The sequence below is a fragment of the Actinomadura sp. NPDC048021 genome (genome assembly GCF_040653135.1).
GTDB lineage: Bacteria > Actinomycetota > Actinomycetes > Streptosporangiales > Streptosporangiaceae > Spirillospora > Spirillospora verrucosospora.
The window spans coordinates 322,599-335,875 of sequence record NZ_JBEZJQ010000005.1 but is presented as its reverse complement, the minus strand read 5'-3'; the positions used below and the strand labels follow the sequence as shown (position 1 = coordinate 335,875).

Here is a 13,277-nt window from a genome sequence, read left to right as displayed (position 1 = left end):
CCCGGAGCGTGCGGCGTGGGCGCCGGTCACCGGGCGGCCGGACCGCGCGCCCTGCCAACCTGCCGGCCCCGTCCCGATCGCTCACCGCAGGGGCGCGCCACCGCCCTACCGAATCGCCGGGACCTCTACACCCGTTCGGCGACGAGCCACCATTACGCAGGCGGGAAGCTCGGGCACATGAGGCGTGCGCTAGTCGCGCCAGTGGAACCAGGCATCGAAGATCGTCTGCGCTGAGTCTGCAAGGTTCGTCTCGACGGCAAGCCCCATAGGCAGCGGGCGGGTAAGGAGATCTGCGCCGATCAGGGCTATACCGTGTCGGTCTAGAACGTCCCTGATCTGGCGATACTCACTGGCCCACGACCGATCGGGAGCGGTGATGACCCCATCGGATTCGGGCAGCACTGAGGAACCATTGTCACCAGGGCCTCGCCATCGATTGGCCGGGCGCAGCACACAGGCCACCGGAGCCAGACGACATAGGAGAACGTTCAGGCACTCGACGCTGACCTGGCCGCCGCCCTCATTTCGCCGGGTGGAACCATCACGCTTAGTGACAGACACATCGGCGTAGGAGGCGTACCCGGAGCCATAGTGATCGAACTCGGCATGCTCTACCACGACCAGTGGCAGGCTGTTCAACGAAGCGGTGACTCCTCGAAGCAGCCCTTCAACGTCCAGCCCATGAGCCCAGAAGCCTTCGCCGTGGAGCTGCTCGTCACGAACAGCCCGCCGCAGCATCGCAACCTCGGTCAACGACGCGTCCATGTGATCAGCCACTCAACGATCCTCGCGCTAACTGACCAAGATCCGGAACATACCGCGAACCTTCGTCATGGGTCCGATAGTGCCTGTCTGTATGGCTCGAGCTCTGCCGTGACCTGGGCGATTCCGTTAGACAGGGTCCACAGGTCGTACCACTTGTTCTCGACCAGGTTGAGCAACCTGTCGAACGTCCGCGCGGCCAGTGACCGAAGATCCTCCGGGCAGAGGAACATGAGGTCTATCAGGTCTTCTTCGGTATCTGGATCCACGACCATGCCCCCGGACCGGACAGCGGTCAACGCCGCAGCCACCAGCGCGTCATCTCCTGCGATCGAATCCACTGGCCCAGGCGCGTCGGCTACCTGCGACATGACCTCGCGGAGGCGATCAACGATGTCGTCCGCCTTCGCCAGATCCTCGAGGAGGTCTTGGGCGTAATCGCTATCGAAAGGCCCATAGCCCCAAGTACCCAAAGCGACCTCACAGTGATCCAGGTCTCCGACCGACAACTTATAGAGGGTGTTTGTTGATGAGCGCCAGGTTTCGGGTTGGGCTGTCATGGAGTTGTGTACTGGTCGTGCGGGAGCGGTCCTCGGGGCGCGGCTGCAACTTTGAAGCCCGAGGTCTTGTTCCAGGGGACCGCTGACCACAGGTTTTTCAGGGTTGTCCTTATACGTTCCACCAGTGGCCAGTCGGGGCGTTCGCCGCTCACCGTGACTCGCGCCATTAGATCGCTGCCCCATACGCCGTGGTCGTCATCAGGGTCTGCTGCGATCACATCTTCGGCGATGAATCGCATTCCTACATGGATTTCCAACAGGAGATAGTCAGCCGCCGGTCTCATGTCTTCGGTCGCTGTGGCCAGCCTGAAGCTTCGTACGGCGTCGGCCTCGGGGCCTGACCACTCACCTGGGCGAGGCTCGGGCGGGCCGAGGTATTCCCCGACCAAAGGGGGTCCGCTCTCTAGAACGGCGTTGAGAACATGCTCCATCGCCTCTCCGCCGGTTGTCTGTCCGGTTGCCCTGGCGAAGAACGTGAGCTGATATTCCATTGCGCATCCCTTACTGCCCTGCTAACTCGGGCGCCCGTGCGCCGCTGCCGTGTTACGGGCAGGCGATCACGATGACGTCGCCTGGTTGGTCGGCTTCTCGAAGGCTTTGGCTACCTTCTGGCGCACTTGGCCGTAGAGATGTGGATGTTGTGAGGCTTCCATGCCTTCAGCCCGGAAAACCGCGGCCGTGAACTCGTCTACGTCATTTGGCGGCGAGTCGCGCAGTGAATCGTGATCGTCCGGGGGTAGGCAGAAACCGAGTTCGACGCAGAGGTCGCGGAGCAGGAGAGTGACTTCCTCGTGAGACAGCTTGGCCGGTTCCATGCTTCTACGGTGGCACACCGCCCCCTAGGTGCTTTGGTGGGTGTGCGGGGCGGCGTGGGTGAGGTGTGTTGGGCTGACCTGGGGGAACTCTGTGTTCGCTCGCCGCGTTTTCGGCAGGGGAGGCAGATGACCAGGGGTTCGGGGGCCGGGGCGCGATGGTGATCCTGCTTTCGTTGGTGCTCGGGGTGCTGGTGATCCTGGGGATCACCGGGGTGACGGGGTACTTCGTCGCGCAGGAGTTCGCCTACATGGCCGTGGATCGGTCCAGGTTGGCGGCTCTCGCGGGGGGCGGGGACGGTGCCGCCCGGCGGGCGCTCGGGGTGACGCGGCGGACGTCGTTCATGCTGTCGGGGGCGCAGCTCGGTATCACGGTCACCGGTCTGCTGGTCGGGTACGTCGCCGAGCCGCTGGTCGGGCGGGCGTTGGGGGACGTGCTCGGCGGCGTCGGCGTGCCGGACGCGACGGGGATCGCGGTGGGCACGGTGCTGGCACTGGGGCTGTCCACGCTGGTGCAGATGCTGTTCGGGGAGCTCGTTCCGAAGAACCTGGCCATCGCGCGGCCGGAACCGGTGGCGCGGGCGCTGGCACGGTCCACGCTGGTCTACCTGAAGGTGTTCGGGTGGCTGATCCGGGTGTTCGACCAGTCGTCGAACCTGCTGCTGCGGCTGCTGCGCATCGCGCCGGTGCACGACGTCGAGCACGCGGCCACCGAGCGGGACCTGGCGCGCATCGTCGCCGAGTCGCGGCGCAGCGGCGACCTGCCGCCGGAGCTGTCCATCCTGCTCGACCGCATCCTCGACTTCCCGCGGCGGGACGTCGAGCACGCCATGATCCCGCGCTCCCGCGTCGACACGGTGGCGGTGCGGCAGCCGCTCGGCGAGGTCCGCCGCGCGATGAGCGCCGGGCATTGTGCTGGACGGCGGGCGCGTCGCCGGTGTGGTGCACCTCAACGACGTCCTGGCCGCCGGGACGGAGGGGACGGCGGCGTCGGTCATGCGGCCCGCGACCGTGCTCGCGACCCTCATGACGCTGCCGAAGGCGCTGGACGCGCTGGCCGGCGCGGGTGACGAGCTCGCCTGCGTGGTCGACGAGTTCGGCGGGTTCGCGGGGGTCCTGACGCTGGAGGATCTCGCCGAGGAACTGGTGGGCGAGATCACCGACGAGCACGACGTGGCGGAGGCCGGGCCCGCCGCGGTCGCCGGGTCCGACACCTGGATCGTTCCCGGCGACCTCCACATCGACGAGGTCGAGCGCACGCTCGACCTGAGGCTGCCCGAGGGCGACTACGAGACGCTGGCGGGGCTGGTCATCGCCGTCCACGGGGCGCTGCCCGAGGTGGGGACGACGGTCGAGGTCCCGCTGCCTCCGGAGGCCGCCGATCTGGTCCGTGACGACGAGCCGCCGGTCCGGGTCCTGGGGGCCGAGGTCCTGGAGGTGGAGCACCACGTGCCCTCGTCCGTCCGGTTGCGGGTGAGCGCGGAATGACGGCGAACCCGTGGGCGGTGCTCGCCGCGACCGTCGCCGTCATCGCCCTGAGCGCCTTCTTCGTCGCCGTCGAGTTCGCGCTCATCGCGGCCAGGCGGCACCGGCTGGAGGACGCCGCCCTGACCAGTCCGGCCGCCCGGGCCGCGCTGCGCAGCGCCTCCGAACTGTCCGTCCTGCTCGCCGGGGCGCAGCTCGGCATCACCGTCTGCACGCTCGCGCTCGGCGCGATCACCAAGCCGGCCGTGCACCACTGGCTCACCCCGCTGTTCGAACACTGGGGGCTCGCCCTCTGGCTCGCCGACGCGGCCGGGTTCGTGCTCGCGCTGGTCGTGGTGACGTTCCTGCACCTGGTGGTGGGCGAGATGGCGCCCAAGTCCTGGGCGATCGCCCACCCCGAGCGGTCGGCCACGATGCTGGCGCTGCCGATGCGCGGCTTCATGAAGCTGACCCGGCCGCTGCTGTCCACGCTGAACTCGGCGGCGAACTGGTGCCTGCGCAGGGTCGGCGTCGAGGCGACCGACCAGGTCGTCTCCCGCCAGGACCCCGAGGCCCTGCGCCACCTGGTCGAGCATTCGGCGAACGTCGGGGCGCTCGACGCGGGTTACTCCGCGCGGCTCACCGGCGCCCTCGACCTGCGCGAGCTGCGGGTGGACGACCTGGTGAAGCCCGGGCTGGCGGCCGTCCCGCCGGACGCCACCGTCGCCGATGTCCAGGCCGCCGCACTCGCCTCCGGGCATCTGCGCATCCTGGTCGGCGGGCCCGGCACCGCCTGGAAGGTCGTCCACGTCCGCGACACCCTGACCGAGCCGGAAAGCGCGGGCATCCGCCGTCTGACCCGTCCTGCGCTGCTGTTCCCCGCGGGTACGCCCGTCTACGCCGCGCTTTCTCGCATGCGCGAGAGCGGTAATCAGCTCGCCCTGGTGACACGCGGCGGCGAGATCCTGGGTGTCGTCACCATCACCGACGTGCTCCGCCGCCTCTTCTCGCGTCCGCCGTTGACCGGCCCCGGGGGTTCTCCGTCGTCATGAGATCGATGGGGTGTCCGGCAAGGTGGGTTTTCTGTGGAGTACCAGGAGGGCTACGTCGTCTGCCAGCTTGCTGTGGGCGTACTGCTCCAGGTCGTGGTGGACGGTAGGAGCGATTTCGGCGGGGGGCAGGTGCTCCCAGCGGGACAGGCGCTCTTCCAAGGGGTAGAAGGCGCCGGACGGGTCGCGGGTCTCAGTGATGCCGTCAGTGCATAGGAGGAGCGTGGAATCGGTTGGGAAGTTGAACGGTGTGACGGTTCGTGGTTCTGGGTTGAGGGAGGCTAGGCCCAGCGGCAGGGAGGCCTCTCCTAGGTGAATCTGGCCCGTCCCTTGCTCGGACAGCAGGTAGGGCGGGATGTGGCCGCAGTTGATGGCTTGGGCGGTCGTTTCCGAGCCGATGTCCAGGATGAGGGCTGTGACGAATCGTTGTTCCTCGCCTGTCTGGGCGACGAAGGAGTTGTGCCGCAGAACCGAGTTCTCCAGGGCATCCACGACGGCGGTCAGCGTCGGCTCTGCCAGGGCCGCCTCGCGGAACGAGTTGAGCACCGCGAAGGCCGCGCTGATGGCGGGGAGGCCCTTGCCCTGGACGTCGGCGATGAGGACGCGGCTGCCGTAGGGGGTCGGCATGGCCTCGTAGACGTCGCCGCCGACCATGCTGTCCTCCTCGACCGGCTCGTACAGGCCGTGGACGACGAGTTCGGCGGTGGCGAGGGGGAACGGGCGCAGGATATGGCGCTGCAGGGCGGCGGCCGCGGAGCGGAGCCGGCTGATCTCCTTTTCCTGGCGGACGCGGCGGACCGCCTGGACGACGCTCAGGCCGTCGAGCGCGAGAGCGAAGATGATCACGCTGGCGGTGGCCGCCGCGCTCGGCAGCGGGCGGCGGATCAGCGAGCCGATGATGACCAGGACCGTCCAGACGGAGGCGACCGCGGTCTGCCGGACCGTCCCGCGGCCGGCGATCAAGGTGGGCAGGAAGACCAGGAACGGGGCCAGGCCGGTCTCCCGGCCGAGCGCGACGCCGGTCACCGCGAGGGCCGCGGTGATCCCCACGAGCCATCCCGCCACGACCCGCCAGGTGAGGCCGCCCTCGCGCGTGACGGCGTTCGCACCGTCCGGATCCTCCGAGATGCCCATCTCCCGCCCCGTCGAGAGCCGCCCCTTCCGTGATCATTAGAACACGGAGGGTGGCCGACGGGATCACGGTCGCCCGACGCGGCGGGCCGGGGCCGACGTGGCGCCGCGTCGGCCCCGGACCCGCGCCGGCGGCTACTCCGCGTAAGGCTGGTCGGCTCCCTGGGCGCTGTAGCCGAGGCTCCAGATGTAGCCCTCGGGGTCGGCGAAGGTGCCGCCGTACCCGCCCCACGGCAGGGCGCCGGCGGGCTTGAGGATCGTGGCCCCGGCCTTCTCGGCCTCGGCCATGACCTCGTCGACGCGGGCCTCGCTGCGGACGACGTAGGTGAGCACCAGCCCGCTGAAGCCGCTGCCCTCCGGGCTCGTCCCGACCTGGTCGGCGAGGCCCTCGCGGCCGTAGAAGCCGACGGGCGAGGCTCCGTCCGACTCGAAGAACACCGAGATGCCGTAGTCGTTCTGGATCTTCCAGCCGAGGCCCTCGGTGTAGAACCGCTTGGCCCGGTCCATGTCGCGGACGGCCAGCAGAATCGAACTCACGTGCGCCTTCATGTCATGTCCCCTCGTGTGCGTGGTGGGTGCCGCGGGCGGCGGTGAGCCGCCCCGCCGCCCGCTTGCATGAATCACGCTACGTAGGGACCGGGGGTGAGCACTTCTCGATTCCTGATCGATCCTCTCGGGTGCTTTCAGGGGGTGTGGAGGTCCAGGGCCGCGCGGATTATCGAGTCCGTGTCGATGCCGTGGTGGCGGTGGACGTCCTCTATGGAGCCGGACTGTCCGAAGGCGGTGACGCCCAAGGTGGTGCAGGGGACGTTGTTCACCCCCGACAGGAAGGCCAGGGTGTGGGGGTGGCCGTCCAGGACGGTGACGAGCGGGGTGGCGCGTGAGGCGGGGAACGCCTGCTCCAAGATCCAGTTCGGGCCGTCGTCCTGGCCCTGGCGGGAGCGGAGGGCCCGGAAGAGCAGGCCGGGGCTGGTCACGCAGACCACGTCGGTGCCGACGCCGGCCTGCTCCAGGCGGTCGGCGGCGGCCAGGGCCTCGGGGACGAGGGCGCCCATCGCCGCGAGGGTGACGTCGGGACGGGCGGAGCGGCGCAGCGGGTAGGCGCCGGCGATCACCTGGCGGCGGCGGCGCTCGCGGGCGGCCGGGTCGGCCGGGACGTCCGCGAGGGTCTGGTCGACCGGGCGGGTCGACAGGCGCAGGTAGGCGGAGCCTCCGTCGGGGCGGCCCAGGCGGGCCATGCTCGCCAGCAGCGTCCACTCGGTGTCGAGGACGAACGCCGGCTCGTAAGCGACGCAGCCCGGCTGCTCGACACCGATGGACGGGGTGACGATGGACTGGTGAGCGCCGCCCTCGGGGGCCAGCGTGACCCCGGAGGGAGTGCCGATCAGGATCGACTGGCCGCCGGCGTAGATGCCGAACGACCAGGGTTCGAGCGCGCGACCGACGAACGGGTCGTACAGGACGCCGATCGGCAGCAGGGGCCGGTTCCAGCGGCTCCAGGTGGCGCCGAGTTCGCCGAGGAGGCCGACCAGGTTGGTCTCGGCGATGCCGAGCTCGATGTGCTGGCCCGCCGGGCCCTCCCGCCAGTGCAGGATCGTCTCGCCGTCGTCGGCGAACCAGTCGCGGCGTTCGGCGGTCGACCAGACGCCGACCTTGTTCACCCAGCCGCCGAGGTTGGTGCTGGAGCTGACGTCCGGGCTCACGGTGACGACGCGGGCGGCGGCGTCGGGCGCCTCGCGGGTGAGGTCGAGCAGGAGGCGGCCGAGGGCGGCCTGGGTGGTGGCGGTGCCCTTGGGGGTGCGGCCGATGTCGTCCGGCACGGCGGGCGGGGCCTGCGGCACGGCGGGGGGCCGGCGCAGCCGCGCGGCGGTGTCGGCGCACAGGCGGGCGGCCGCCGATCCGTCCTCGAAACGGGCCCAGGGGGCGTCCGGGTCGGCGCCCAGGCGGGGCGCGAGCTCGGCGATCTGGTCGGCGGTGAGGAGGGACGAGTGGTTCTGCGGGTGGCCCTCGCTGGGCAGGCCGTGGCCCTTGACCGTGTAGGCGAAGATCACGGTGGGCCGGGTGTCGTCGATGGCGTCGAACGCCTCGGCCAGGGTGCCGAGGTCGTGGCCGCCGAGGTTGCGGAGGGCCGCGAGGAGGGTGGCGTCGTCGAGTTCCGCGATCAGGCGGGCGACGGGCTCGCTGCCGCCGGGGAGGCGGTCGCGCAGTTCGGCGGCGTCGCAGCGCAGCAGGCGCTGGTACTCGGGGTTGGGCATCGCGTCGATGCGGGCGCGCAGGTCCGCGCCGCCGGGGCGCTCGAACAGCTCGGTCAGCAGCCGGCCGTACTTCAGCGTCAGCACCTGCCAGCCGGCGGCGGCGAACATGCCCTTCAGCCGGTGCGCGGCCAGGTACGGCACGACGCGGTCGAGGGACTGGCGGTTGAGGTCGACGATCCACACGATCTCGCCCAGGTCCGCCACGCCCGGGTCGAGGATCGCCTCCCAGACGGCGCCCTCGTCCAGTTCGGCGTCGCCGACGAGGGAGTACTGGCGTCCCGCGGGCGCCCCTTCCACGTACCGGCGGGCCACCGCGCCCCAGATCGGCGCGGTGGCGCCGATGCCCACCGATCCGGTGGAGTAGTCGACCGGGTCGGGGTCCTTGGTCCGGCTCGGGTAGCTCTGCAGGCCGCCGAACTCGCGCAGGGTCGTCAGGTACCGCTCGTCGAGCTCGCCGAGCAGGTAGTTGATCGCGTGCAGGACGGGGGACGCGTGCGGCTTGACCGAGACGCGGTCCTGCGGCCCGAGGTGGCGGAACCACAGCGCCGTCATGATCGAGGCGATCGACGCCGAGGACGCCTGGTGGCCTCCCACCTTCAGCCCGGACGGGTTGGGCCGGACGCGGTTGGCGTGGTGCACGATGGCCGTGGACAGCCACAGCACCCGCCGCTCGACCTCCTCCAGCACCCCGGAGTGCGTGGCCGCCGCCACCGGTTCGTTCATCTTCGGCTCCTTTGCCTCAGCGCCAGGGCGGGGTCAGGTCGACGGAGATCGACTGGATCTCCGTGACGGCCTCCGCGATGTAGCGGCCGCCCAGCCGGCCGTGACCGCTGTCGGTGCCCGGCGCACCGCCGAACGGCAGATGCAGCTCCCAGTAGTTGCTGGTGTCGTTGACGGTGACCTGCCCCGCGCGGAGCCGGCCGGCCACCGCCAGGGTACGGTCCAGATCGCGTCCGAAGACCGCCGAGCTGAGCCCGTACCGGCCGCGGTTCGCGGCGGCGAGGATCGCCTCGGTGTCGTCGGCGACCCGCAGCACCGGCGCCAGCGGGCCGAACGTCTCCTCGCCCATGGCCGCGGCCTCCGCGTCCAGCCCGACCAGGACGGTGGGACGCCAGAACAGGTCGGTGGGGCGGTCCGGCAGGGGGCCGCCGCCGAACGCCGCGCGGCCGCCGCGGGCCAGACCGTCGGCGACGTGCCGGGCCATCGTGTCGGCCACGCCGCGGGTGTGGACCGGCCCCATGGTGGTGCCCGCCTCGAAGGGCGATCCGACCACCTCGCGCCGGGCCTCCTCGACGAGGCGTTCCTCCAGTTCCGCCGCGATCGACCTCGCGGCGATGACGCGTCCGGCGGCCGCGCAGGACTGGCCGGAGTTGGCGAACGCGGCGGAGGCGATCGCCGGGGCCGCCCGGTCCAGGTCGGCGTCGGGCAGCACCACGATCGGCCCGTTGCCGCCCAGTTCCATCACCTGGGCCTTGCCCGCGGCGAGCCGGGCGATCTCGGCGCCCGCCTTCGAGCTGCCGGTGAACCCCACGCCGTTGACGGCGGGATGCGACACCAGGCGCTGCGCCGGGCCGAGGTCGGGGCCGGTGACGAGGTTGACCAGGCCGGGCGGGACGCCGGCGTCCTCGACGCAGTCGTACAGCGCGCCCGCCACCGCCGCCGTGGAGGGGGCCGGACGCCAGACGACCGCGTTGCCGTTGGCCAGCAGGGGGCCGAGGTACTCCACGGGGATGTTCACCGGGAAGTTGAAGGGGGTCATCACGGCGAACACGCCGCGCGGCTTTCGGGTCGTGAGCACGAGCTTGGCGCCGTCGCGCGCCGGGATGGTCTCGCCGCCGAGCCGCCTGGCCTCCTCGGCGGCGAGCCGGAAGCCGTCGGCGGCCAGCCGGATCTCGGCCTCGGCCTGGTCCACCGGCTTGCCGTGTTCGAGCGACAGGAGCCGGGCCATGGCCGCGGCGCGCTCCTCCACAAGGGCCGCGACCCGGTGGCACCAGTCCGCCCGGGTGAACGCGCTCTCCTGGCGGTGCGTCTCGAACGCCTCCGCCGCGGCGGCCACCGCCGCGTCCACGTCGGTCTCCGAGGCCCGGGCGACGGCGGCGAACCGCTCCCCGGTCGCCGGGCTCACCGCGTCGTAGACCGCTCCCCCGTGGGCGGCGCGGGCGCGGCCGCCGATCCGCAGGACGACGTCGTCAGGCATTCCGGACCTCCTTGGCGACGGCCGGGGCGGGCGTCCACGCGACCGCGTCGCCGCTCTCGGAGTCGAACAGATGGACCTTCCCGGGACGGACGCGCATCGACACCGGGGCGCCGGCGTCGAGGTCGACGTCCGGGTCGGCGCGGGCGATGACGTCGCCGGACGGGAACGAGGCCACGACGATCGCCTCGACCCCGAGCCGCTCGATCAGGCGGACGCGGCCCGCCGCGCCGGGGCCGTCCGGCTCCAGGGTGACGTCCTCGGGGCGGACGCCGAGCGTCAGGCCGTCCCGGGCCTCGCCCGTCCAGCCGATCGGCACCGTCCAGTCGCCGTGCGCGAACGACCCGCCGGCGTCCACCGCGCCCGGCACGACGTTCATGCCGGGCGTCCCGACGAAGCCGGCGACGAACCGGTTCGCGGGCCGCCGGTAGAGGTCGAGGGGCGGGGCCTCCTGCTGCACCACTCCGCCGTTCATGACGACGACCTGGTCGGCCATGCTCATGGCCTCCCCCTGGTCGTGCGTGACGTAGACGAAGGTGCCGCCGAGCTCGCGTTGGAGTTCGCGCAGGCTGATGCGCATGTCGGCGCGGAGCTTGGCGTCGAGGTTGCTGAGCGGCTCGTCCAGCAGGAAGACGTTGGGGCGGCGGACGATCGCCCGCGCCAGCGCCACCCGCTGCTGCTGGCCTCCCGACAGCTGGCGCGGCTTGCGGTCCAGGAGCGCGCCGATGCTGAGCATGTCGGCGACCTCGGCGACCCGTGCCGCGATGTCGGCGGCGGGGAGCCTGCGCAGCTTGAGGGCGAACGAGATGTTCTCCCGCACGCTGCGGTTCGGGTAGAGCGCGTACGACTGGAACACCATCGCGACGTCGCGCTTGTGCGGCGGGACGTCCTGGACCTCCGCGCCGTCGAACAGGATCTCCCCGGAGGACACCTCCTCCAGCCCGGAGATCATGTTGAGGGTGGTGGTCTTGCCGCACCCGCTCGGGCCGAGCAGCACGGTGAAGCTGCCGTCCTCGATGGTCAGGTCGACCGAGTCGACGATCAGCGTGTCACCGAACCGCTTGGTGACCTGCCGGAGTTCGATACTGGACACGCGTCACACCTTTCCGACGCCTGAGGTCAGGCCGCGTACGAGGAACCGCTGCGAGACGAGGGCGAGCAGCATCGTGGGGAGGGCGGCCAGCAGGGTGCCGGCGGCCATGATGCCGAAGGACTGCTCGCGCACGTTGTAGAGCCCGGAGATGGCCGGCTGGATCAGCATCGCGTCCGTCCGCGAGTTCAGGACCAGCGCGAACAGGAAGTCGTTCCACGACACCATGAACGAGAAGAGCCCGACGCTGATGATCCCGGGACGGGCCAGCGGCAGCACCACGCGGGCGAAGACCTGCCAGCGGGTGCAGCCGTCGATCATCGCGGCCCGGTCCACCTCGACGGGGATCCCGTTGAAGTAGGCCCGCATCATCCACACCGAGAACGGCACCGTGAACCCGAGGTGGGCGATGACGACGCCCGCGCGGGTGTCGGTGAGGCCCAGCGAGTGGAGCATCACGTAGAAGGGCACGACGAGCGCGAACACCGGGACGAGCTGGCTGCCGAGCATCAGGCCCGGGACCGTCCGGGAGCCGGGGAACCGGAACCGGGCGAACGCGTAGCCCGCCGTACTGGCGATCACGATGTTGAGGGCGGCGACGCAGACCGCGACCACGGCGCTGTTCTGCATGCCGGGGACGATCAGGTCGCTGGGGTTGCTCGGCGGCGCGGAGCTGAACGCCGAGTGGAGGATCTGCCGGAAGCTGCCGAAGTCCATGGCGGGGATCCACCGCGGCGGGGTGCGCAGCGAGTCGGCCCGGGACGTCAGCGCCACCAGCAGCAGGAAGTAGAACGGCAGCAGCACCCATGCCAGCAGCGCCAGGACGGTCCCGGCGCGCAGCGCGCGCACCGCGACCTTCCTGGCCGTGCGCCCGCGGTCTCCGGCGGCCATCACGCGGTCCTCCCTTCGCGGTTCCTGCGGGGTCCCCGGATGACGAGCGCGGTCAGCGCGGCGAGGAGCACCATCGCCAGCGTCATCAGGTAGAAGATCGCCGCGCCCCTGCCGAGGTCGAGGTCGCGGAACGCGGTGGTGTACCCCCACCAGGACAGCAGCGTCGTCTCGGTGCCCGGCCCGCCGCCGGTGAGGATGTAGATCAGCGCGAACGCCAGGAACGCGTTGATCAGGGCGAGCACGGACACCACCAGCACGGTGTCGCGGATCCAGGGCAGGGTGACGAAGAAGAACCGCCGGACCGGCCCGGCCCCGTCGATCCGCGCGGCCTTGTGCAGGTCCTCGGGGACGGTCTGCAGCGCGCCCAGGATCAGCAGCGTCGCGAACGGCACCAGGCTCCAGACGAACGCGACCGCCATCACGGTGAGGGCCACCCGCCCGGAGGCGAACCAGGCGACGTACCTGTCGATCACGCCGGCCTGCTGGAGCGCTCCGTTCAGCGGGCCGAACGTGGAGTTGAAGATCCAGCCGAAGGTGAGCGCCAGCGTGATCTGGGACAGCGACCACGGCAGGATCAGCACGCCCCGGACCACGGACCGGCCCCGGAAGTCCTGGTTCAGGGCCAGCGCGAACACCGTGCCGAGCAGCAGGGTGCCGAGGACGACGGCGGCGGCGAACAGGACGGTGCGGGTGAGCGAGGGCAGGAAGACGGGGTCGCCGAGGACGGCGGTGTAGTTGTCGAACCCGACCCAGCGGGCCGGGGCCCGGCTGCCGAGGGTCTGCTCGTGCAGGCTGACCCAGAACGAGTACACGAGCGGGTAGCCGAGCAGCAGCAGCGTGACGAGCAGGGCCGGCATGGCCATGGCCATGCCGAACCTCGCCTCGCCCCGCCCGTAGCCCGTGCGGCCCGTCCTGCCGGACCGGCCCCCGCGTCCGGTGCGGCCGGTCGCGGCGGTGGGAGGTGGACGTTTGCTGGAACGTTCCGGCCGCCGGCGGGGCTCCGCCGGGCGCCGGTCGGACTCGGTGGTCATGTCCGCGGCGGGCTCGCTTCCTTGGGTCGGGGACACGG

General features: G+C 71.1%; 12 protein-coding genes and 1 pseudogene. 2 read left to right on the top strand and 11 right to left on the bottom strand.

Annotation, left to right across the window (positions count from 1 at the left end):
- Positions 1-189: 189 nt before the first annotated feature.
- The 4 genes from AB0C87_RS11500 to AB0C87_RS11485 all read right to left on the bottom strand — a co-directional run bounded on the left by AB0C87_RS11500 (position 190) and on the right by AB0C87_RS11485 (position 2,137).
- Entirely contained in the window at positions 190-777 is a 588-nt protein-coding gene (locus AB0C87_RS11500; protein ID WP_360577266.1) for a hypothetical protein, read from the bottom strand.
- 53 nt (positions 778-830) lie between these two features.
- On the bottom strand, positions 831-1,271 hold the full coding sequence (locus AB0C87_RS11495; RefSeq protein WP_360577265.1) for a DUF4259 domain-containing protein: 441 nt from the start codon (positions 1,269-1,271) through the stop codon (positions 831-833).
- A 47-nt stretch (positions 1,272-1,318) separates the two neighbouring features.
- On the bottom strand, positions 1,319-1,813 hold the full coding sequence (locus AB0C87_RS11490; protein WP_360577264.1) for a hypothetical protein: 495 nt from the start codon (positions 1,811-1,813) through the stop codon (positions 1,319-1,321).
- A 66-nt stretch (positions 1,814-1,879) separates the two neighbouring features.
- Complete coding sequence (locus AB0C87_RS11485; RefSeq protein ID WP_360577263.1) at positions 1,880-2,137, bottom strand: hypothetical protein; 258 nt, start codon at positions 2,135-2,137, stop codon at positions 1,880-1,882.
- Between the two features lie 155 nt (positions 2,138-2,292).
- Between AB0C87_RS11485 and AB0C87_RS11480 the strand changes: the two are divergent.
- Together AB0C87_RS11480 and AB0C87_RS11475 are read left to right on the top strand one after the other, a co-directional pair.
- Positions 2,293-3,622: pseudogene (locus AB0C87_RS11480) on the top strand (hemolysin family protein).
- Complete coding sequence (locus tag AB0C87_RS11475) at positions 3,619-4,650, top strand: hemolysin family protein (protein ID WP_345182641.1); 1,032 nt, start codon at positions 3,619-3,621, stop codon at positions 4,648-4,650. Before AB0C87_RS11480 ends, AB0C87_RS11475 begins: the two are co-directional and overlap by 4 nt.
- Here AB0C87_RS11475 and AB0C87_RS11470 read toward each other — a convergent pair.
- The 7 genes from AB0C87_RS11470 to AB0C87_RS11440 form a co-directional block, all read right to left on the bottom strand.
- Positions 4,645-5,781 (bottom strand): PP2C family protein-serine/threonine phosphatase, encoded by a 1,137-nt coding sequence (locus AB0C87_RS11470; protein WP_345182642.1) that lies wholly within the window; start codon positions 5,779-5,781, stop codon positions 4,645-4,647. The genes AB0C87_RS11475 and AB0C87_RS11470 overlap by 6 nt on opposite strands.
- A 132-nt stretch (positions 5,782-5,913) precedes the next feature.
- Positions 5,914-6,315, bottom strand: coding sequence for a VOC family protein (locus AB0C87_RS11465; RefSeq protein WP_345182643.1), 402 nt, complete (start codon positions 6,313-6,315; stop codon positions 5,914-5,916).
- Positions 6,316-6,461: 146 nt separating this feature from the next.
- Positions 6,462-8,756 carry a pyruvate dehydrogenase gene (locus tag AB0C87_RS11460; RefSeq protein ID WP_360577262.1) on the bottom strand — a complete coding sequence of 765 codons (2,295 nt, stop codon included), beginning with the start codon at positions 8,754-8,756 and terminating at the stop codon, positions 6,462-6,464.
- A gap of 16 nt (positions 8,757-8,772) precedes the next feature.
- On the bottom strand, positions 8,773-10,230 hold the full coding sequence (locus tag AB0C87_RS11455; protein WP_360577261.1) for an aldehyde dehydrogenase family protein: 1,458 nt from the start codon (positions 10,228-10,230) through the stop codon (positions 8,773-8,775).
- A complete protein-coding gene (locus tag AB0C87_RS11450; RefSeq protein ID WP_360577260.1) occupies positions 10,223-11,320 on the bottom strand; it encodes an ABC transporter ATP-binding protein in 1,098 nt (365 codons plus the stop codon). Before AB0C87_RS11450 ends, AB0C87_RS11455 begins: the two co-directional genes overlap by 8 nt.
- Before the next feature lie 3 nt (positions 11,321-11,323).
- On the bottom strand, positions 11,324-12,208 hold the full coding sequence (locus AB0C87_RS11445) for an ABC transporter permease subunit (RefSeq protein WP_353833578.1): 885 nt from the start codon (positions 12,206-12,208) through the stop codon (positions 11,324-11,326).
- Positions 12,208-13,275, bottom strand: coding sequence for a sugar ABC transporter permease (locus tag AB0C87_RS11440; RefSeq protein WP_345182648.1), 1,068 nt, complete (start codon positions 13,273-13,275; stop codon positions 12,208-12,210). The genes AB0C87_RS11445 and AB0C87_RS11440 overlap by 1 nt, the downstream gene beginning before the upstream one ends.
- Positions 13,276-13,277: the final 2 nt, after the last annotated feature.

Bases quoted from the DNA above. Each gene is read 5' to 3' on its own strand.
- AB0C87_RS11490 (WP_360577264.1), bottom strand. From the start codon at position 1,813: ATGGAATATCAGCTCACGTTCTTCGCCAGGGCAACCGGACAGACAACC.
- AB0C87_RS11485 (WP_360577263.1), bottom strand. From the start codon at position 2,137: ATGGAACCGGCCAAGCTGTCTCACGAGGAAGTCACTCTCCTGCTCCGC.
- AB0C87_RS11475 (WP_345182641.1), top strand. From the start codon at position 3,619: ATGACGGCGAACCCGTGGGCGGTGCTCGCCGCGACCGTCGCCGTCATC.
- AB0C87_RS11470 (WP_345182642.1), bottom strand. From the start codon at position 5,781: ATGGGCATCTCGGAGGATCCGGACGGTGCGAACGCCGTCACGCGCGAG.
- AB0C87_RS11460 (WP_360577262.1), bottom strand. From the start codon at position 8,756: ATGAACGAACCGGTGGCGGCGGCCACGCACTCCGGGGTGCTGGAGGAG.
- AB0C87_RS11455 (WP_360577261.1), bottom strand. From the start codon at position 10,230: ATGCCTGACGACGTCGTCCTGCGGATCGGCGGCCGCGCCCGCGCCGCC.
- AB0C87_RS11445 (WP_353833578.1), bottom strand. From the start codon at position 12,208: ATGGCCGCCGGAGACCGCGGGCGCACGGCCAGGAAGGTCGCGGTGCGC.